The sequence below is a fragment of the Hallella mizrahii genome, assembly GCF_009695775.1.
GTDB lineage: Bacteria > Bacteroidota > Bacteroidia > Bacteroidales > Bacteroidaceae > Prevotella > Prevotella mizrahii.
This window is the reverse complement of record NZ_VUNG01000011.1, coordinates 25,928-47,439: the sequence shown is the minus strand read 5'-3', so window position 1 is coordinate 47,439 and position 21,512 is coordinate 25,928. Positions and strand designations below refer to the sequence as shown.

The window sequence follows — 21,512 nt, the reverse complement described above, 5'->3', positions numbered from 1 at the left end:
CATGAACTTTTAAATCTGCCGAATTGTCGAAAACAACAATAGGAACAAACGGAATATCAAAAGAGCTTTTGAGCAAATAGCGAAGGAATCTCCGAATATGAATAAGGTGTTATAAAATAAAAGGAGTCAACATGATTGACTCCTTTTTGGGTTTGACTGGCATGTATATCGGCTAACGGGTGTAAGTCCCTAACAGGCCCCAGTAGTGGAAACTGTCCAGCCTGAGAGACAAGGGTGTCACCATCTGAGTGTCTTCTGGATTAATTCCATGGATTTCAATATTTCTTCTCTAATAAGAATTGTCCTTAGGTTGAATAAGCCAACTTTTTGACTCTGCAATTTTGGAATCTTTTACGATTGTAATTCCAATCTCACAGATAGAACTACGTTTACCTGTTGCTGTTTCTATATCTAAAGCAACAAAAGAAAAATTATCCATAATAATACAAGTTAAAGAGTTTCAATAAATTCACTAAGCTCGATAGATTGACAGCTGCTATTGCCCCCTTTGAACGATTTTATTTTAGTAAAATTGACATCATTATTTTTGAATGCATTAACGTCTATCATATCTTTCTTAATATCAACCTCTGTGTCAATCCATTTTTCGTCAATACGACAGATTGAGGCCTTGATCTGTCCTTTTGCCATAAAGATATGGGCGAAAGGTTGATCTTTTTTAGGGAGATAGCCAATGATATTTCCTTCAAGATAGAAAGCCAAAGCATTTGGGTCGTATTCATTTGTTGGATCTGGTTTTAGGATGACAGTTACTCCCTCTTTTATAGAAGACTTAAGCTCCTCATAATTATCACGGTATTGAATACCAACGATGCTGAGATTCATTTTGCCATCCATAATAGTCTTTCTGCGATAGTCAAATTCTACAGGGTCAACAAGATAGCTCATTTCGTAATGAACTAAAGCATCTGTTGCTCCATCGTCTGAAGTCTCTTTGGCATAATCTGCAGGGATAATAAAGAGTTCTGCTTGTATATCAGTAACATCATCACAATTGAAATTAATGAATCCTGCTGCACCCAATCTGTGACCAAGGTAATCTGCTATTTCTTTGCTTTCGAAAGAATATACCTCATCAAAATTATTCTCGTCAAGAAGTTGAATTGTAGTCCCTTCTGCACGAGCAACATAACAAGGTGCATTTCCTGCTAATTGCTTGCCTAGATGAGCATGAACGAAGTGTAAAGTATCTAAGGCTCCAGATAAATGGACATTAAATTCTTTCTTGGGCAATGTTGCTTCATCTTCTTGCTTGTTGTCCTTGCAATTATCTTTTGCTTTATCAAGGTATTCTTGATTATAGTACAATGTCCACACGCCAAGTTCAATGTCGCCAGTATCTATATCACGAGACATTATTATGTTGCAACCATCGATATCCCAACTAAAACTATCATAGTAGCTATCAAATTTTCCACGGAACTTTGCTGCAGCAGCAGTATTTGTATAATTGCCGTTATGAACTAAATCCCGTTCTATCAAATAGTAAATGTCAAAGGCATCATCCCATGTATAAGGACACTTGAAGAAGAAATTTGTAGCGGAGTTTCCTATCACTTTTGCATTTACTGAAGAGAAGTAAACGTTGTGGATATGGTTGTTTGTGAAAATTCTGATTATATTCTTTTCATTATACTCGCATTCTCCTTCTATCCATAGCTCATTAGGCGATGACTTTAAGTTTACGCCAAAGAAGTTTTCCCAACTTGTCATGTTATTTTTATGAGCAGATTGAGACATAGAATTAGTGACTTGCTGTTCATGGTCTTCTTTATCGTTGCTGTTGATGTCGTAGGAAGATTGAGCTGTTGAGTCTCCAAATAATTTCTTGAAAAAATTCATACTTCCATTTTTTGAGGGTTGTTGTATATGATTGTTAAATACAAAGCGTGAGACTCTATACTTACTCGTCACTCTTTCTAGGCCGTAGGAAACCATTGGTTGATGACGAACAGATAGAATCTCACGTTGAAAGTTATATATAACCCCGAAAAGTGTGCCGCTGAGGTTTGTCCTCCTTGGCACACTACGAGGGTTGATTATACAACCTACCCGTGACATCTTCTCTGCAATGCCATTGACAACCAATTTGAATTTCCTACGTTCAGAAAGTTCAATGAGCAAAGCGTTGATGACGCCTTATGTATGTTTTGCAAACGTATTTATTGCGATTGCGCTGCAAAGTTACTAAAAATCCATAAGAATAAAGACATTATTTGTTATCGGTTTCGTAAAAACTGAAATTTTAGTCTAATTATGCCATTATAAAGACCGAAAACATCAGACATATGTCAAGTCCATAGTGCATGATACAAGAAACCGTGTCAACGATGGCATGAAATGTGTCGGTAAGGGATTGTGGCATGAAGATTGTATAATTTATTATCGGAAGACGGCAGAAACAGCGTTTCTTGCATTACTCCATACGGTATGGTGCAAGAAACGCTGTTTTTGTGACCAAACCCAAAGGAGAGAGTAAGGAAACAACGTGCACGGCTGATTCCATGAGAATTATTATCGGAAACAATGTAGTAGTGGCATAAACAATCTATTTAACGCAACAGAAAACGGAGTTTCCACAGTATTCATCTTAAAACTTTTATCAAACTATGAGCGAAATTGGTACTCTTAGCTTGGAGCGTCTAAACAACGGCGCACATTTTCTGTTTATTTCAAACGTGTTGGCACGTGCTGAGGCCGATGCGAATGTAAAGAGTAAGCTCAGCGCACAGATTGTCTCGCTAAAGGCTGCCATGGAGCAAGAAGATGAGGACTTGAAAATCTCGCAAAAAAGTATGCTGACAGATGAGATCGCTACTGCCGATGCTGAGCGTGACGGACTTTACAGCGGTTACAAAAAGGCTGTTAATGGCTTCAGGAATCTGCCTGTAGAGAACATGGCAAAAGCAGCAAAGGTACTGACGCAACACATCAAGGACTATGCCATCGACCCAAAGATGCAACTTGACAAGGAAACGGGATTGTTGATGAATTTTATCGATGACTTGGAAAAGAAGTATTCAAGCGAGATTCAAACACTTTCGCTTGGTGCATTCGTTACTGCTCTGAAAGCAGCCAATGAAAAAGTACGCACGTTGACAGCAACACGCACAGACGAGCGTATGGCAAAGGCTGTTGGTGCATTAAAAGCATCACGCAAGACAAGCGATGAGGCTTACCGCCAGCTGGTGAAGTTTGTGAATGCTTATGCTTTGATAGAGGGCGACAGCAAGTATCTTAGCTTTATTGACTATGTGAACACAGAGATTGTTCACTACAAACGTGAAGTTATAAGTCAAAAGTCTGGCTCTACTCAGACAAGTGGTAATACTGGAGGAACAACAAGTGGAGGTTCTACTGGAGGCTCAACAGGAGGTACAATTGGTGGTGGCACAACACTATCTTTCTGCAGCCTATAATATTTCTGTTTATGCTACAGCAGATGGATATAAAGCATCTGATAAGGCGGAGGCTACGCTTTATTGGATTAATGCAAACTTGGATACTGGTACCAATATCAATATGGTAAAAACACGTGGCGTTGTGGCTTCTGCCCATGATGGTATTGTTACTCTCTCTGGACTTGATAATGGCGAAGTGGTGAAGTTCTATGCTACTGATGGCAAGTATCTCGGCTCTTCGGTTGCAGCGAATGGTGCAGCCTCTTTTGCCGTAAACGAATTATTAGTTATCGCCAAAGTAGGTAAGGATTCTATAAAGATTGCGGTGAAATAATAATAAAACAATTATATTGCATAATTTAAGTTGTATCTGTTTACCACAATATGATTTCTTACATGAACTTTTAAATCTGCCGAATTGTCGAAAACAACAATAGAAACAAACGGAGTATCAAAAGAGCTTTTGAGCAAATAGCGAAGGAATCTCCGTATATGAATAAGGTGTTGTGTCCATCGCGAGATGGAATCTGAAAGAAGTCAGCGGCAAACATCTGCCCCGACGTACAGAAACCTAATACCAAGGCTTGCTTGCGAGGGAGAGGCGGCCAAAAGCGTCAAAGCCCTATAATAATAAAAACCATTAAAACTATGTAGAAATATTTGATTATTTGAATTCTTCTTCTTATCTTTGCGATATGAAGAGTGCTAAGGTGTTAAAGATATTGCATGTATCGCGCCAGACGCTCGTGCAGTACGTGAAGAAAAAAGATATAAGAGTCGTTAAGTTGCCAAACGGAACGTATGACTACAACGATGATGACGTATATCGCAAGGCCGGACTTGCTGCCGAAAGAATGAACGTGGTCTATTCGCGTGTATCAACGGCAAAACAAAAAACCGACCTTGATAATCAAGAAAAGACTTTGATTGACTATTGTAACAAGAATGGCATTAAGGTCAGCAAGTCTTATAAGGACATTGCGAGCGGAATGAATTTTGACCGCAAGCAGTTCAGACAACTTCTTGACGAGATACTTAATTTCAAAGTTAGCAGGTTGTACATTACGTACAAAGATAGACTTTCTCGCATATCATTCGATATGTTCAAGAGACTGTTCAGCGAGTTTGGATGCGAGATAATAGTCATCAATGATACGGACGATAAGGCAAACGAGACAGAGATATTCGAGGAAATCATTTCGATGCTTCATTGCTTCGCTATGCGGATGTATTCACGCAGGAGAAAAAAGAAACTCGAAATAATGGAAGAGGATTTGAAAAATGAGATTAGTCTATAAGTTTTACATACGCCACACGGAAGAACTTGACAGGTTGTTTAGAATTTCAAACAATCTGTACAATCAGGCGCTGTATCTGTTCCGTCAGCAACTGGATGCCGACGGTACGTGGCTATGGTATAACGACATGGATAAGCTCATGAAAAAGGCCCTCAACCTTGAAGGCCAGTGTAACTACAGATTATTGAAATCACAATGCTCCCAGCAGGTGCTGCGTGTTCTCGACAAGAATATTAAGGCTTACTGTAAAAGTATTAAGGATTGGAAGAAACACCCCGAAAAATACAAGGGAGTGCCTAAGATGCCTAATTACCGGAAGCGTGGTGGTATGTTTAATATGTATTATACCAATTATGCGTGCAGTATTAAGGATGGGAGAATCCGACTTGCTAAGGATTTGTTTGTCTCTGTACCCCAATGGGAGAAATATGGCGGGAATCTAAAGTCGGTACACCAGGTGCGCTTAATACCCAACAGCCGTAACATCAAGGTCGAAATTGTCTATGAAAAGGAAATAGAGCAAGCTGATGTTGATAAGGCAAAATACGCTTCTATCGACCTTGGACTTGATAACCTCGCTACGATGGTTACTTCTGAAGGCTGCACGATTTATAGCGGCAAATATCTCAAATCTTACAATAACCACTTTAACAAAACACTCTCTCACTTGCAGTCTATCAAGGATCTGCAAGGCATAAAGCGAACGACAAGAAGAATCACTCGTATGTACGACAAGCGAGACCGCTATTTCGAGGATGCCTTTCAGAAGGTTAGTCGTCAGATTGTCAATACACTTGTGCGGAACCGTATAGGAACGCTGGTTGTAGGCTACAATGCCGGATGGAAACAAAACTCCGACATGGGCAAAAAGAACAATCAAAAGTTTGTTCAGATGCCTTTTGCGAGACTGGCAGACTATCTCCGCTATAAGTGCGAGATGATTGGAATTAAGTTCATTGTGCACGAGGAAAGTTATACAAGCAAGTGTGATGCTCTTGCTCTTGAACCTATTGGGAAGCATGAAACATATCTTGGACGCAGGGTAAAGCGCGGACTATTCCGTTCCTCGACCGGGAAGATGATTAATGCTGATCAAAACGGAGCCTTGAACATCCTTAGAAAAGTAGTCGGCGATTCCGAGTTCTCTCGGATAGTCGGTAGCGGGCACTCGTTATGTCCGATACGATACCGCAATCCGTTTCAAACGGTTGCAGGAAGTATGTAAAAAGTAGAATAATTATTAACACATTTAATACTTTTAATAACGTTAATATAGAGTATCTGATGGGGCTTGGCCATACCCCTGTCGAGCAATTCTGTTACAATTTGCCGCATCAACCAACTCTTTCCGGCTCGTCGTTGTCCGGTCATCACCTTGATGACTCGGTTGCCCGTGAAGGGCATGATGCGGTCGAGATAGAGTTTCCGTTCTATCCCATTTTCGAAATGGTTTCCCTGCCAATAGTTCAACCTCGATATTCTTTCCAACCTTTCGTCCATAGCTCTAATGTTTTTGCAAAGATAGCGATAAAAAATCAAATACACTTGAAAAGCCACTGCAAATTACGCGAAAAATCAAATGTATTTGAAAAAATACGTGTTCATTCCGCTATGATTCATTTGTTCCTGTTACCCTTATGATTATCTTTTCGCTTGGGTGAGGGTGGGAGAAAATGCCAATACTATCTCTATACTTCTTGTCTCTATCTGTTTAATAAACTGACAAAAAACGGGCTCTGAGAAGGCGAAAATTGAAAACGGATGGCCACTTGCCCGATTTTTCGCGATTTTCGGGCTGTTTTCTAACTTGCTGAATATCAGTAACTTTGATTTTTAATCACTTTTTTATTGTGGAAAAAAGGCTGTTTTGACCCGATCATCTCACTGTTTTGACCCGGTCATCTCACCGTTTTCTCACTATAAAACAACTGAGATGACCGGGTCATCTCGGTTGTTTGTCCGGGACAAACTTGTTTTTTGTCATCAAGAGCCCCGTTTCTCATCGTTTTCGGCAAGGAATTTTCTCTGGAAGCGAAGGTCGGGATGAAGATGTTTTGTCAAAGAAAATAATGATGCATTCCGGCTTTCGCCATTTCTTTGGATTGTGTCGGTGACTGTTTGCCGAGGCTATCGACGAAGATACCCGTGCACATTTCTTTGGCACCATGCCGCTTTTTGACGAAGACCTGCTGCATTGCGTGAAAGGCTTGAACAACTAATCGAGCAGACAAAGAACTGCATGAACGCAGCCGCAAAGAACTTGAAGAAGCGTGACGTCAAGCCGATGCGGCAGAAGGGCGACGACTTCATCAGTGTCTTGCAGTCCATCATCACCGTCATTGATGACCGCCAATGGCTTGTCGACAAGTTTGGTGATGAAGGCATCTATCAGGACGTTGCCGGACTGTGCAAGATTGCCACCACCAGCGAGATAGCCGAGAAGAACTATAGCCTCACACCCGGCGCATACGTAGGCGTGGCGGCCCAGGAGGACGATGGCGTTGACTTCCACGAGCGCATGACCGAGATTCATGCCGAGCTCAACAAGCTGAACGCCGAGGCCAACAAGCTGATGGAAGAGATAAACAAGAACTGGGAGAAGATAAGTGGCTGATTATTTGGAAGAATCACAAGAAAAACTTATCTTTGCAATGAAGTAAAAAGGAAAAGGATATGGAAACGATGACAAGAGAACAAGCATTACAACGGCTTCATAATGCCAAGCAAGTGAAAAAGAACCTCGTCGACAAGTTGACGAAGATAGCCGTTGAAGAATATGAGAAGAGCAATGGCGCAAAGCCAACATATATAGAAGTTCTATGAAATTTGATGTTGACAAGATAAACGAGAAGTCACCTTATCTCGTCAACAGTATTGGAGACTCCTATGTGAGTTTCCAAACCGATTATGGCGTCAAATATTATGCGGGCTTTGATCCTGATGATGTCTCTTTGCCTGAAGAGCTGGTTTGGCAGTTTGCTATAGTTAACATCAATAATAAGAAGTCGCCACGCGATTCAAAGGTGCGGCAGACAATTATTGCCATCGTAGAGAATTTCTTTCTTCAGAACAATGAGGTTATGCTTTACATTTGCGAAACGGGAGACGGCAAACAGTCGATGCGTAACCGACTATTTAGTTATTGGATCAATTATCATAAAAAGAATTGGAATGTTTCTTTCTGGTCATCTTCTGTAAAAGACGAGAACGGAGTGGTGAATTATGCAACAATCATTGTTAGAAATGACAATCCTCGATTTGACAAGATAGCGGAGAAATTTGCAGACACAATCCAACTCTTCAATGAAAAGCCAAAAGAATAAACTATGAGTCAGTGGAAGAAAGTTTTGGTTATAGATTATTCTCGATATTCGGTTATGTTTGGGGATGAGGCCGTTGCTTGATGACCATGTCACGACAAAGGGATTATTGCAATTAGAGTTGAAAGAATATTCACCTTGGACATGAAACTATTAGTTTTCGCGACGCGTCGCCTCCTATGAGAAGAAAAACAAAAAAAACATCCCGGCCCAGTACAGACCGGAGATGGTTCCCCTTCATTATATACTCCTGACTTCGTCAATGCGTCACCCTGAATCGAGAATAAGTTTTTGGAAAATAGTCACGTACAGACTTTAGCTCCCCATGGAGCTATGGTGCTGAGGTGATGGGGACAGCCTTACGAGCAAGCTCGTCGGCTGCCCCATCACCTCAGCACCACCCCCTACGGGGGACAAAGCCTGCCCGTGACGAAAATCGCTATCGCGTAAAATTGCGCAGAGCGCATAAAATATTCAGCACCTCCTAAATCTGCTCACAATTATTTTAGAAAGCCCTGATGATATCGTCGTGGTAATAATAACGCTCTATCTGTGCTTGGGACCATGTGCCGAAGTTTAGGAGAAAGGCTATAGGAAATGAAATCATTCATAACCTCGGTTTTATGTTTTTCTTACCAGCGAACTCTTGTGCCGCTTTATTTTATGCGCTATGCGCAATTTTATGCCTTGGCAATTTTCTTCATGTACAGGCTTTGCCCCCGAAAGGGGTGAGTCTCAACCAGTGGGATAGCCATCGAGCTTGCTCGTAAGGCTATCCCGCTGGTTGAGACTCAGAGCTCCTCATGGAGCGTAAGCCTGTACATGATTTTCTTTTTTTGTATCATCTGGAGATGGCAAGGCAATATGAGTCAGGATAAAAGACATTGACTGTCTGCCGAGCTGTTAAGGAGGGATATCATTCCATAATTCGTAATTGCGTCACCATCAATTGCTGAAATCAGCTTATAACTAACTGATAATCAATGATGACACTTCATCCAACCAAAGATGTGATGAAGTCATGAAACTATTAGTTGTCGCGACGCGCGACGTGTCGCCTCCTATGAGAAGAAAAACACAAAAAGAGCCACCCCAGTCCAGTGTGGATCGAGATGGCTGACCTATATTATATACTACAAACGAAATTAACTTCTGTATGTCAATAGACGTTTACTTCACCACGAACTTCTTGCCGCCCTGGATGTAGACACCCTTCGGCAGGTTGTTTTTGCTGCTCATACGCACACCGTTGAGAGAGTAGATCGGTGCATTGGCAGTGTTCTGAGTGTTGGCGTTGACGGTCTTGATGCCTGTTGCACCCCCCTTGGCCGTGTAGACAGTCACCTTGCCTAAAGCGTCGGAGACGCGGTTGAGGCCGAAAGCCTTGTCGCCGGCGAGCACAGCAGTCACAGGAGCATTGTCCTGAGCAAGATACTCATCAAGAGAGGCCACGGAAGGATGGAGCGAAGTGCCGCCATAATTGCCCACCGAGGCCACGGTGATGATGTCGTCAGCCGTTGCGCCTTCTACCTTGAAGAACCAGTTGTTGATCCATGAGCCACTGCCGTCGTCGCCCTTGCGACCGTCGAGGACAAGTCCGATACCTTGATAGATATTTGCGTTGACAGGCAGGATAGCTGCAGCGTCTGTCTGATTGCCGTCAGAACCGCAGGCGATGAGGCCGCCGATGACATTGGTGTCGGTGAAGGCAGAAGCCTTCTTGGTGTACTGTGGAATTTCGTTGTAGACGATCTTCTTCGGAGTCTCGTTGCCGTCCTTGTCTACCTCAGTCTCAGTGGTGGACAGTCCATAGAAGCGGCCGTAATCAACAAATTTGCCACTTACGTTGTCGCCTTTCTCAAATCCGGCGGCTGTGATGTCCTTCTCGGTCATGTGAGCCAGGTCAATGGCTTTCTTCACCTCATATTCCACGTTGTTCTCGGTCGTGGTGTTGGTTGTGCCGTAGCCGAAAGCCTGAGAAGAGATCTCCAATGTACCGGCCTGATCCACGTCGATAGTGATGGGGAAGGCTTTGGGATCAGTAGACTCTGTGACCTTACCGTCCTTGCCGGTGAACTTATAGGTGCCGTAGATAGCCGGTGTGAGCGGTGTGTTGCTGTTGTCACAAGTGACGTTGTAGGTCTTGGCATAGCCGACCTTGACGTTGACGACCTTAGCCTCTGCGGCAGGCAGGGCGATGACATTGTTTGTAACCTCGGTGACGACCTCGTCAGACTTCAGGTTGTCGAGCGTAGTCCACGCTTTCAGCGTACCACTCTCGCAAGCGTCGGTCACGGCCTTGTCGGTGTTGTTGGGATCGTAGTTGGGATTGTTGGACCAAGTGTAGGTGCCATTGTCCACGTCGGAGTAGTTGACATTGGTAGTAGTGCCGTTGAAGTCGAGATGCAGGATCTCGTCCTCTTGGAACTTGACGGTGTAGACGCGCTGTGCGTTGTTGATGCCTGTGAGCGTGACAGTCGGTGTGTTGGCAGCCGTCTTGTCCACGCTGACCTCGATTTCGTCGAACATGATGTCCGGGGTATAGCGGCCACCGAGGACATAGAGTCCTGTTGCGGTCATGTCGATGCCTTCGGGTACGGTATAGATTTCAGAGGCGATAGGATCATCGGAGGTTGCCGACAGAATAGTGTACTCCACAGTGCGTGCCAGCGTGTCGATGTTGAGCGTGACGGTGTAGTATGTACCTGCGGTGAGCGCCTTGTAGTTGGTTGAGTCACCGTTAATGGCAAAGTCCTGATCGCCGGAAGCAGATGCTGTGCGGCCGGTGTTGCCGAGCTGTGTGAGGTCGAAGAGTGCGCCTTTGTTGTTGGTGCGGTAGTTGCTATTAGGCTTCTTCTTGGCGATGGACTCTTCAGACATCACGGCGATCTCAGAAGTCATGTGGTTGTTTCCGAACTTGTTGAAGGAGAAACCGAAGGTGATCTGGTAGCTGGTGAAGTCAGCACTGAGTTCGTTCTTGATGAGAGCGGCATCCCAGAAGAGGTGTGCCGAGCGGTCGTTGCCCGATGGGACGAATCTGAGGAACTTGCCTTTTTCGTCTGAGCCGATGCTCAGTCCTGCGGCAGCGGATGGTGAGGTCCATCCTGTCTCTGCCACGCTGGTAGCCGTCTCGAAGTTCTGGCTGTAGAGGACCTTCTTGGCGCTGGTACTCAAGGAGCAGAGCAGTCCTATGAGTACGAGAAATAGGTAATAAACGTTTTTCATACGCTTTGGTTTTTAGAATGTGATGTTATTAATGAATGTGTCATTTGTTTCGTGTGCGTCAGGACGGGGATCAGCCCCCGTCCTGAATAACCGTTGAGAGTTGCGAACTTCATTTCCAGCCCTCGTTCTGTGTCAGGTGGCAGTTGAGCGCGTCTTTCTGCGGGAAGGGGAAGAGATACCATTTGTCGTCCCAAGTGCGTGTGGCGATGGTCTGCTCTTCATATTTCATCGTGCCGTCGTCCAGGCGTGTGATCTTCATGCCGCGGATGTTCTTGAGATATTGCGGAGCCTCTTTCCAGCGTCTGAGGTCGAAGAAGCGGTGTCCCTCGAAGGCGAGTTCCACGAAGCGCTCATTCTCGTATTTCTTCTTAAACGCGTCGAAGCTCAGTCCCGTAGCCATGTTGGGTTGCTTGGCTCTGGTTCTGACAACGTTGATAGCCTGTGCTGCTGTCATGGGCAGACCATCGGGTGCCGTGTATCCGCTGCCGGTGTAGTTGAGTGCCGCTTCGGCATAGTCGAGATAGAATTCGGCGAGGCGGAAGATGACCCACTCGTGGGTGAAGCTGTTGGAACCGGTCTTGGCGATGATCGTTCCCTTGTTGACGTATTTCTTCAGATAGTATCCCGTCGGTGTGCCGTAGGTGACTGACGACGAGTTGGCACCGCCCTCAAAGGTCTCCAGAGCCGCCTTGTCGGGCCAGTTCTCGCCATTGACAGCCACGGTCAAGGCCAGTCGTGCGTCTCGATTCTTGTAGGGATCCTGCGGGTCGTATCCGCTGCCCTGCTCGTCGATGGCTTTTCCGTTGGTCATCTCGTAGGCGTCCACGAGGTTCTGCGTGGGGCAGTTGCCGCCGCCGGCATTCTCTATGCCGATGGGATAGTTGTATTTCTCAAAGGCGTTGCTGGCTGTCGTGCGTCGTGCGAAGATGATCTCTTTGATACCGTCCTTGTAGCTGTCCTTGTCGAAGAGCTTGCTGTAGTCGGGCAGCAGTCCCATGCCCTCCTGGCGTGCTTCGGCGATGACGGCGTTGCTGAGCTGCGCTGCTTTCAGCCACCGGCTCTTGTCGCCCTTGGTGTTGAAGAGCGGGCTGGCCCAATAGAGTGCGGCACGGGCACGCAGTGCCATGACGGCGAGCTTGTTGGCACGGCCTGTCTGAGCCTTGTAGTACGACATGTCGCCCAGGTCGCCATAGTTAACGATGATGCTGTCCTGGATGTCAGCGCATTCCTTGTCGATGAACGCAAAGATGGAGTCGGCGGGCATCTGTGGCAGGCTGTTGGCCTCGTTGGCTGTCATCGTGCGTGTCTTCAACGGCACGTTGCCGTAGCGCTTGACAAGCTCGAAGTAGAAGAAGGCACGCGCCCAACGTGCCTCGTAGCGATAGTTCTTATAGAGGAACATCTGCTGCTGGTAGTGCTCATCCTCGGTATACTCCGGGAAGGTGCAGTCGTTGAACTCGTCGAGCACGAGGTTGCTGTAGGTGATGCCGTCCCATGCTGATTTCCACACGCGCTCCTTGGCGTTGGTGGGTCCCCAGGCGCCGTTGTAGAAGTCCTCAATGGCGTTGCCGGGATGGGAGTAGACACTCTCGTCGGTGGCAGAACTGGACATGGCCCCGCTGTAATTGCTGAAGTCATAGTCGATGTCGTTGTAGATTTCGGTCATCAGTCCGCCCACGCGTTCGAACATTTTCTCTTCGTAGGCCTTGTCATGGACGTTGTACTCCTTGTAGTCCATCTTGTCGGTACAGGAGGAGACCAGCGTCATGGCCAGCAGGCCGCTGAATATATATTTCGCTTTCATGGTATATCTTTTTATTTTTCTTACCTTTTACTTTTTTACCTTTTTACTTTTTACTTTTTTCAAAAGGTGACATTCAGTCCCACGATGACGCTTCGTGTGAGCGGGCTTGTGGCCCCGTAGCTCTCAGCGTCGACACTGCGGAGGTGGTCAAGGGTGAAGAGGTCATTGCCGCGCACATAGACACGAGCCTCGGAAAGAGCTTTGGTCTTGCTGAGCAGCGTCTTCGGCAGGTTGTAGTACACCTCGATGTTGCGCAGCTTGAAGTAGGCGCGGTTGCGGAGCCAGAACGAGCTGGTCTGATAGTTGTTGGCATTGCTGCTCGAACTCAGGCGTGGGTACTCGGCGTTGAGGTTGTCGGGTGTCCAGCGATGGTCGTAGACATCCTGTGAGAGTGTGCGGTTGTTGATGAGTCCCCAGTAATATCCGCTGGTGTTGAGCAGTGCGCTGTATCGGTCCACGCCCTGGAAAAGTGCGTTGAATCCCACGCCTTTGTACTCAGCACCGAGGTGGAGCGAATAGAAGATCTCGGGGCAGAGCGTGCTGTAGCCGATCTTTGTGCGGTCGTTGGCGTCGATCTTGCCGTCGTGGTTCACGTCCTCGTACTTGATGTCACCGGGCTTCACCTCAGAGAAAGTCTGTGGTGCGCTGGCCTCGATGTCGGCCTGGTCCTTGAAGAGTCCGACGGCCTTCAGTCCCCAGATGCTGTTGAGCGGGTAGCCAGTGGTGACGAGGTTGTCGTAGGCTCTCGGCTCTTCGGCCTGGTCCTTGATCTTGTTCTTGTTGAGGCTGAACGTACCGCCGATGTTCAGCGTCACGTCGCCTACCTTGTGGCTGTAGTCCGCAGCGGCCTCAAAGCCCCAACTGTCTACCACGCCGGCGTTGATGTAAGGCGCGCTGAAACCGATGATGCTGCCATAGCTGCCGCTACCGTCGACCCAGATGTTGTTGCGGCGCTGGAAATAGCCGTCGATTTGCAGGTCGAGGCCGTGGAGAATGGAGGCATCGAGCCCCACATTATATTTATAAGCCTTCTCGTGCGAGGGGTTGTCGGTGGCCATGCGCCCGAGAGTCGTCCGTCCCCACGAGCTGTCGTAGCTGGAGTCGAAGGGATAGGTCACGCCGTCGTTGTTGTAGCTCTGCGTGTAGTAGGTCCACACGTTGTCGCCGGGGAGATAGTCGGTATTGATGATGCCGAAGGAGGCACGCCACTTGAGGAAGTCGACCCATTCGGCGTTTTTCATCCATGGTTCCTGGCTCATCACCCAAGCAGCACTGAACGTTGGCGCCATTGCCCATTTGGTGCCTGGTGCCAAGCGGCTGGAGCCGGTGAGCACCCACGCCATCTCTGCAATGTAGCGGTTACGATAGGCATAGTGCGTGAGCCATGAAGCAGTCTGACGGTAAACGGAGGTGTTCACGCCCGTGGTGTTGTGGTATTCATATTCCCAGCGCAGCGAGGAGAAGAGGTAGTGAGCCTCTTGCAGCGTGCGCTCATAGTTTAGTCCACCGTCGAAATGGAAGCGACGGTTGTAGGCACTGGTGTTGGCACCGATGCCCTGCGTGCCTTTCTCGCCGCCGATGGAGTAAGTGCCGGGTGTGGGCACGCCGTCGTTCCATGTGGCGGGAGCGTAGAAACCGTATTGGAAAGTTTTGCTGTGATTTTCGTAGAGCGTGGAGTAGGTGTCGTAGCCCATGCGTGCTGAGGCACTGAGTCCGGGAATGAACATGCCCAGATTCTGGCGCAGCGAGAGGTCGGCGTAGAGCGAGCGCTCATGAAGTTTGTAGTAAGCAGCGGCCGCCGTGTTGGCTACAGGGTTGTCGGTGCCTGCCCAGGTAGCACTGCCGCCCCACAGCCCGTCTTTCTGAAACTTCACGGGGAAGGCGGCCGACGGCAGGTTGTAGACCAGCCCCCAGAGGTTGGTGGCGTTGCCGGGCTGCGACATCTCGCTGAGCATGCCCAGCACGTTGACCTTCATCAGCGTGGTGGGACTCAGGTCTACGTCGAGGTTGATGCGCATGTTGGCTCTGACATACTTGTCCTGTGTGTGGTTGCCGTTGTCGTCGACATCGTTTTTGATGAATCCCTTGTCCGACAGCAGGTTGAGCATGGTGTAGTATTTAAAATTCTGGCCACCGCCGTAGAACTCTGACGCGATCTTGTTGGTCATGCCGTGATGGCGGAAGGTGGCGTCAACCCAGTTGACGTTGGGGTAGAGGTCGGGATAAGCACCACTCTGGAAAGCACTGATCTCGTCGGCTGTGTATTTCGGCGCCTTGCCCTCGTTGGCCAGCGCCTCGTTCATGGCAGCGGCATAGGTGGGTGCGCTGATGAACTTCGGGCGGTTGATCTGATAGTTGAACAGATGGTCGTAGGAGACTCTGACGCCCTTGGAGTTGTACTTTCCGCGTTTGGTGATGACGTTGATGGCACCATTGGCGCCACGGTTGCCATAGAGTGCCACGGCGGCAGCGTCCTTGAGAATGTCGACATGGTCGACTTCGGTGGGGTCAATGATGTTCATGTCGCGCTCAATGCCGTCGACGAGAACCAGCGGCGCGCTGCCGCTGAGCGACTGCAATCCTCTGACATAGAATGTCGGGTTGGCACTGAAGTAAGTACCGGCGTTGCGCATGGAGACGAGTCCGTTGCCGCCAAGTCCCACGAGACCGTCGCTGATATTCTTTGACGAGCGTCTGCCGGTCTGCTCACCGCTGATGGTGGTTACGGCTGCAGTGGACTGCGCACGTGTGAAGTCCTTGTTGGCTCCCGTGGCTATGCTGGCCTTGACAAAGGCGTCGTGGCGGGCCAGCGTCGTATCGATTTGTGCTGCTGCGGGCAGGGCGGTTCCTGCCAGCAGGGCGAGCACGCAAAGTTGTGTCTTGTTCATATTCGTTATTAGTGCTTAAAGGAAGTAAGGCGCTTCACATGCATCATTCCCAGCCGGGGTTCTGCACGAGGCCGTAGTGCTTGTTGATTTCGGTTTTCGGGAAGGGCCACAGATACCATTTGGCGACTTCCTGCGACTGCGGGTCTTTGTCCCAGAGATAGTGCTGGCGGTTCTGGATGGTGAACTTCTCGTATTCAAAGCGTGTGGGCTCCTTGGCGCCACCGTCTTTGTTGGCTCCTCTCCAGGGGATGTACTGACGGATGTAGCCACCGGTGGGTCCCTGTTCCATGCGATAAGTGATGAGTCCGTGGAGCTTCTTGGTCATCCAGTCCCCACGCTTGTAGCGGATCATGTCGTAGTAGTGGTTGTTGCTCAGTCCGAGCTCACAGGCACGCTCACGCAGTATCTCGTTGATGAGGTTTTGCTTGTTGTTGTGCAGGTCGAGGCTGGGATTCTTCAGTGCCAGACCTTTCAGTCCTACACGTGCACGAACGATGTCGACTTGTTTGAGAGCATCGTCGAGGCGGTCGCACTGTGCGAGGCACTCGGCATACATCAGATACATCTCGTCGAGGCTGAGGTAGACCCACTGCGTGAATTTGCGCAGGTAGTCTTGGTTCATGTAGTATTTGTTCTGGTCATAGCCGGTAGCATAGCGTTTGGAAAGTGCTTCGGTCTTGACGATCTTCTTGCTTGTCTCGTCGTAGCGGGCAACGAAGTTTCCGGCATCGGCACCGCCGACCCATAGTTCGTAGACATCGCCGTTGGACTTGCCGGTGGTCCAGTCGAGAGAGGTCATCTGTCCGTTGACGATGCACTCCTCGTAGAGGCGCGGGTCACGGCTGGCCGTTTTCTTAAAGCCGCCACGCACCTTCTCATATTTATAGAAGAGCTGTCCCTTGGCGCCTTCTACCTTGCCTTTGATGCTGTCGCTCTTCCAGTCGAAGGGCGTGCCGTCGGCCCAGGGGAACATCTCTACATATTCTTCCGTAGGCAGACAGTTTTGTCGGGCCGGGTTGTCGAGCCACTGGTGCCAAGTGTAGGTACCGGCCTTGAAGGCATCGATGCCACCCACGCGGGTAGAGTGGAGGATCTCCTTGCTGCCCTGATAGGCGTAGCCCATGCGATAGGCCTGACGGTAGCCGTCGGGAGTCTTGGACTCAGCCTGTGTCAGCTCATACCATCCGTTGGCGTTGAGCGCATCGAAGAAGTCCTGGCAGGCCTTGAGAGCTTTCTCCCAACGCTCCTGCTTGAAGTCGCCGTACCATACCATGTGCTTCTGCTCAGCTTCGGAGCTTCCGCCGTAGTAGCCTTGTGCAGCATTATAAATAGGAGAAGCGGCAAAGGTGAGAATCTTGGCTTTCAAAGCCATGGCTCCGGCCTTGGTCCATCGTCCGGTATTGTTCGTGGCATCGGTCTCGGTGGTGTTGCCGTTGTAGGCCCAGGGCAGTGCACCGGAGTTGATGGCCTCGTCGAGCTGGTCGACCATGAAGGTGACGGTGGAGTCGAGGGTAGCGCGCGGCATGTCGTAAGCGCCTTCCGTGCCCGAGTAGGAGTGGTCGATGATGGGCAGTCCGCCGTAGACAGCGAAGAGATCGAAGTAGCGCGCGGCGATGAGGCAGCGGGCCTGGGCGATGAAACTCTGCTTTTTCTCCTCAGAGAGTCCGGGCACGTCGTTGACGTTCTCGATGAGCAGCCAGGCAGCGCGCACGGCTTTCCACACGTTGTCGTTCTTGTAGGACAGCAAAGGATCCTGGTTGGCATCGAGTGTACCGGAGTAGTAGGCCTTGTAGATGGTGTTGTTGTCCCAGTGCATCACCCAGCAGTCCGTGAGCTGGTCGAACTTGCCGCTCCAGGGACTGGCCGATGTGCCGCAGTTGGCGTTATAGGGCAGTCCGTAGTATTGCAGGGCATAGATGGAGTTGAGAAACTGCTCGGTGTAGATCGGGCTGTTGAACACCGTATCCTTGGTCACCGTGGAGCCCGACGGTTTCTCCAGCGCGTTGCTGCCGAGTTTGATTTCGTCGGTGCACGATGTGGTGGCGATCGTGGTGAGGGCAGCGAGTGCGATTCCGGCGAAGAGTTGTATATGTGGTTTCATGATAGTGTTTTTATTTTTAGAATGCTACTTTCAGGCTTGCAGTATAGGTGCGGTTGAGCGGGTAGGAGGGCGCATTGCTGGCGCGAGTCTCTGGGTCGCCCCACTTATACGGAGTGATGGTGAAGAGGTTGTAGGCGCTCAGAGCCAGTTGCAACTGGTTGAGGCCGAGGGTCTTCATCAGTGGGAAGTGGAAGTCATAGGCCACTTGAATGGTCTTCAGCCTGAGGTATTTGGCATCTTTCTCGTAGAGCGTGCTGGTGGCGTAGTTCTGTGCGGCGTTGGTCCAGGTGGCTCTTGGGTACTCAGCACTCTGCGAGGGGTTGTTGGGATTCCATGTGTTTTCGACCTGAAACTGGAGCAGACCGCCCTCTGTGGTGGAGTTGGAGCTGAAGAACGGCTGGCGGAAGATGTCGCTGAGCATACGGCTGACGTTCCACGCGCCGGTGAGCTGGGCAGAGAAGGAGAAGTTCTTCCACTGCATGCCGAGGTTCAGGCCGGCGATATACTGCGGGTCGTCGGTGAAGCCGTAGTTGTAGCTGGCGTCGTCGCCGTCGATTTTGCCGTTGCCGTCGAGGTCTACGTATACAGCGTCACCGGGCTTGAGGTTGGCAACCATCTGCGTAGGGAACGACTTGACGCCGAACTCCTTCATATAGTCTTGCTCACAGCCCTTGTAGTAGTATTTCCAGAACTTATACTGGCTTCTTGCGCCGATGCGGTGGTTTTTCTGATATTGATATTCGTTGGTCTGCGGAGCTTCCTTTCTCTCCACCACCTTGTTTTGGTTGTAGGAAAGGTTTCCCTTGACCCAGTAGCGGAAATCTTTGCCGATCTTGTCGTTCCAAGTCACAGTGATCTCATATCCCCACGACTTTGCCTCACCGAGGTTGGCGGCAGGCAGCGAGAAGCCGAGCGTGGTCGGCGCGGTCTGGTCGATGAGCAGGATGTCGGTACGGTGCTCACGATAGTAGTCGAAGCTGGTCTCCAGTTTGTCGCGGAGGAAGCGGATGTCGAAGCCGTAGTCCTGCTTGAAGGCTTTCTCCCACGTGACGTCGGGATTGTTTTTCTGTGCCTCGATAGCTCCTTGCTTTGTCGTTCCGTTCTCCACACCGAAGTTGTAGCCATAAGAACCGCCGTCTTTGCCGGTACGGTTGAAGAGCGCACCTTGGTTGACGTTGTAGGCGTCGGGCAGATACATGAATCGTGTACCACCGATGCGGTCGTTACCGACGAGACCCCAGGAGGCACGCAGCTTGAGGAAGCTGACCACCTTCTTGATGGGCTTGAAGAAAGACTCATCGCTGGCTACCCAGCCGAGAGAGCCGGCGGGGAAGAAACCGAAACGCTTGTTGGGCGCGAAGTTCTCTGAACCGTTGTAGCCCACGTTGAACTCTGCCATGTAGCGGTTGTTCCAGTCATAGGTTACACGGCCCACGAAGCCGAGCAGTCCGTGGCGGATGTCGCTGTAGGTGCTGGGATAGTATTGCTGGCTTTGGTTGTAGAGGGCCAGGGCGGTGATCGTATTGAGTCCGAAGGAACGGTTATAGTTGAAGGCGGTTTCAAAATACCATTGTCTTGCCTTGCTACGGCTCTCGTTGTATGCTGGCTCTGTAGTGTCGCCGTTCTTGCGGTAGCCGAAAATGTTCTGTCCGTTGTCGTCGAGGCCTTTCCAAATAGGATTATAGGTAGCTACGGTCGCGCTACCGTTCTTGTAGACATAATAATCGGTGTGGTATGAGCCCTTGGCGTGCCAGGAGAGTCCTTTGGTGATCATGCCGAGATCCTGCTTGATCTGGAGATCCATGGAGAGATTGTTTCGGTTGGTGTTCATGAATCCCTTGTTGTAATAGTTGCCCAAGGGGTCACCACCGACGAAGGGCAGCACGTTGCCGTCAAGGTTGTCCTTGGTGCTGGCTGAGTTGATGATGTAGCGTCCGTCGATGATACCGGGACTGGAGAACGGCGTGGAGTAATACATATATTTAATGATACCCGCGGATCCCTGGCCGTTGTATGGCTTTTTGGCTTCGTCGACGATGCCGTTGAGGTTAGCGCTTAACGTGGTGGTGTTGGTGACGTTGATGTCGATGTTGGCGCGATAGTTGAAGCGGTGATAGCGGAAATCGTTGACATAGTCCTGGTCGAATTGCTTGAAGAGTCCTCCTGTGGTGTACATGCTGGCGCTGATGAAGTACTTCACCTTCTTCGTGCCGCCGGAGATGCTGAGGTTGGACTGTGTCTGCATGGTCGACTTCTTCATCACGTAGTCGGTCCACTGCGTGTTGGGGAAGCGGATGGGATCACTGCCGTCGCGGAACTTCTGGATGACAGCATCGGAGAAGCGGTGGCCCGAGCCGTCGTTCTCGTCCATCTGGTTGTAGAACATCGCGTAGTCGTAGCTGCTGGCCTGCTTGATGAGGCGGTTGGGCACGAGGATGGAGAAGTTGGTTGAGGCGGCGATGCGTGCTTTGCCTTCCTGTCCACGCTTGGTGGTGATGAGGATCACGCCGTTGGCGCCGCGTACACCGAAGACGGCGGTGGCGGAAGCATCCTTGAGCACGGTGATACTCTCAATCTCGTTGGGGTCGATGTTGTCGAGTGATCCGTCGACGCCATCGATCTGTACCAGCGGGTTGGTATCGACCCATGTGCCCTTGCCGCGTACAAAGATGGTGGCGGCGTCACTACCCGGCTCACCGGAATACTGCACGGTGGTCACACCAGAGAGTTGACCGGCGAGCACATTGTTGACCGAGCTTACTGGTGTGCGTACGAGGTCTTCGCCCTTCACTGAAGAGAGGGCACCGGTGACGGTGACTTTTTTCTGCACACCGTAGGCGACAACCTCTACGCCTTGCAGGCTGGTGGCTTCCTCCTTGAGCGTGACGTGCATGTTGGTGCTGGCCGTCACGGTCTTGGTGATGTATCCTATATACGAGATCTTCAGCTTAGAGCCAGGCTTAGCTTTAATGGAGAAGTTGCCGTCGAAATCGGTGACAGTGCCCTGTGCGGCACTGCCTCCCACGACGACGATGGTGGCACCGATGACAGCCTCACCGTTCTCGTCAACCACGTTGCCGCGGATGACCTGTTGGGTTTGTTGCAGGCTTTCGGCCCATGTAGCTTGCGGGGCAGCGAAGGGAGGCGTGAGCGTCAGTGCTGCTGCCACGAATGCTGTGCGCAAGGCTTTCTTGCCTTGAATCGTGTTGGATGGGTTCATTTGCTTTAGGCGTTTATAATTGATGTAGGTGTTAATATCTTGATGAGTGGTAGGCATTTTAGCTGTAGGCATTCATGTCTTTAGTCTGTTGGTTTTTGTGAACCGATGCAAAATTAAAGTAATATTGTCTTTTGTGCTTGGTGAAATTGTACGAAACTCGGCAATTGCGTACGATTGTCCTATAGAAAAGGAAGAAAAACAACCTCACCCCAAGCTCCTTTCTCTTGGGAGAGG

The 21,512-nt window shown here is 49.4% G+C and carries 14 protein-coding genes; 7 read left to right on the top strand and 7 right to left on the bottom strand.

From position 1 onward, the window contains the following. Nucleotides 1-450 precede the first annotated feature (450 nt). Nucleotides 451-1,863, bottom strand: a complete 1,413-nt coding sequence (locus FYJ73_RS06120) for an HIRAN domain-containing protein (protein ID WP_206081713.1) — start codon at nucleotides 1,861-1,863, stop codon at nucleotides 451-453. A gap of 767 nt (nucleotides 1,864-2,630) precedes the next feature. Here FYJ73_RS06120 and FYJ73_RS06115 point away from each other — a divergent pair. From FYJ73_RS06115 to FYJ73_RS06100, 4 genes are all read left to right on the top strand, one after another. Further along, nucleotides 2,631-3,440, top strand: a complete 810-nt coding sequence (locus FYJ73_RS06115; RefSeq protein WP_206081712.1) for a DUF6261 family protein — start codon at nucleotides 2,631-2,633, stop codon at nucleotides 3,438-3,440. Then, the gene (locus FYJ73_RS06110; RefSeq protein WP_154533827.1) at nucleotides 3,409-3,756 is read left to right on the top strand and encodes a hypothetical protein; all 348 of its coding nucleotides are present in this window, start codon (nucleotides 3,409-3,411) and stop codon (nucleotides 3,754-3,756) included. Before FYJ73_RS06115 ends, FYJ73_RS06110 begins: the two co-directional genes overlap by 32 nt. 361 nt (nucleotides 3,757-4,117) lie before the next feature. Continuing rightward, the gene (locus FYJ73_RS06105; protein ID WP_154533826.1) at nucleotides 4,118-4,720 is read left to right on the top strand and encodes an IS607 family transposase; all 603 of its coding nucleotides are present in this window, start codon (nucleotides 4,118-4,120) and stop codon (nucleotides 4,718-4,720) included. Then, a complete protein-coding gene (locus FYJ73_RS06100; RefSeq protein ID WP_154533825.1) occupies nucleotides 4,704-5,945 on the top strand; it encodes an RNA-guided endonuclease InsQ/TnpB family protein in 1,242 nt (413 codons plus the stop codon). Before FYJ73_RS06105 ends, FYJ73_RS06100 begins: the two co-directional genes overlap by 17 nt. On the opposite strand, the gene FYJ73_RS16290 is transcribed toward FYJ73_RS06100, so the two are convergent. Next, nucleotides 5,921-6,091: an AAA family ATPase gene (locus tag FYJ73_RS16290; RefSeq protein ID WP_396266749.1), complete on the bottom strand. Its 171-nt coding sequence runs from the start codon at nucleotides 6,089-6,091 to the stop codon at nucleotides 5,921-5,923. The genes FYJ73_RS06100 and FYJ73_RS16290 overlap by 25 nt on opposite strands. A gap of 868 nt (nucleotides 6,092-6,959) precedes the next feature. Between FYJ73_RS16290 and FYJ73_RS06090 the strand changes: the two genes are divergently transcribed. Genes FYJ73_RS06090 through FYJ73_RS06080 form a run of 3 tightly spaced genes read left to right on the top strand, consistent with a single transcriptional unit; the run spans nucleotide 6,960 to nucleotide 8,043 of the window. Next, on the top strand, nucleotides 6,960-7,334 hold the full coding sequence (locus tag FYJ73_RS06090) for an N-6 DNA methylase (RefSeq protein ID WP_154533823.1): 375 nt from the start codon (nucleotides 6,960-6,962) through the stop codon (nucleotides 7,332-7,334). Between the two features lie 59 nt (nucleotides 7,335-7,393). Continuing rightward, entirely contained in the window at nucleotides 7,394-7,543 is a 150-nt protein-coding gene (locus tag FYJ73_RS06085; RefSeq protein ID WP_206081711.1) for a hypothetical protein, read from the top strand. Further along, entirely contained in the window at nucleotides 7,540-8,043 is a 504-nt protein-coding gene (locus FYJ73_RS06080) for a DUF6169 family protein (RefSeq protein ID WP_235899252.1), read from the top strand. The genes FYJ73_RS06085 and FYJ73_RS06080 overlap by 4 nt, the downstream gene beginning before the upstream one ends. Before the next feature lie 1,167 nt (nucleotides 8,044-9,210). Here the strand turns inward: FYJ73_RS06080 and FYJ73_RS06075 are convergent. The 5 genes from FYJ73_RS06075 to FYJ73_RS06055 all read right to left on the bottom strand — a co-directional run bounded on the left by FYJ73_RS06075 (nucleotide 9,211) and on the right by FYJ73_RS06055 (nucleotide 21,278). After that, nucleotides 9,211-11,265 carry a hypothetical protein gene (locus FYJ73_RS06075; RefSeq protein WP_154533821.1) on the bottom strand — a complete coding sequence of 685 codons (2,055 nt, stop codon included), beginning with the start codon at nucleotides 11,263-11,265 and terminating at the stop codon, nucleotides 9,211-9,213. 109 nt (nucleotides 11,266-11,374) lie between these two features. After that, entirely contained in the window at nucleotides 11,375-13,069 is a 1,695-nt protein-coding gene (locus FYJ73_RS06070; protein ID WP_154533820.1) for a RagB/SusD family nutrient uptake outer membrane protein, read from the bottom strand. Between the two features lie 59 nt (nucleotides 13,070-13,128). Further along, nucleotides 13,129-15,957: a SusC/RagA family TonB-linked outer membrane protein gene (locus FYJ73_RS06065; RefSeq protein ID WP_154533819.1), complete on the bottom strand. Its 2,829-nt coding sequence runs from the start codon at nucleotides 15,955-15,957 to the stop codon at nucleotides 13,129-13,131. Nucleotides 15,958-16,000: 43 nt separating this feature from the next. Beyond that, nucleotides 16,001-18,058 carry a RagB/SusD family nutrient uptake outer membrane protein gene (locus FYJ73_RS06060; RefSeq protein WP_154533818.1) on the bottom strand — a complete coding sequence of 686 codons (2,058 nt, stop codon included), beginning with the start codon at nucleotides 18,056-18,058 and terminating at the stop codon, nucleotides 16,001-16,003. 16 nt (nucleotides 18,059-18,074) lie between these two features. After that, nucleotides 18,075-21,278: a SusC/RagA family TonB-linked outer membrane protein gene (locus FYJ73_RS06055; protein ID WP_154533817.1), complete on the bottom strand. Its 3,204-nt coding sequence runs from the start codon at nucleotides 21,276-21,278 to the stop codon at nucleotides 18,075-18,077. Nucleotides 21,279-21,512: the final 234 nt, after the last annotated feature.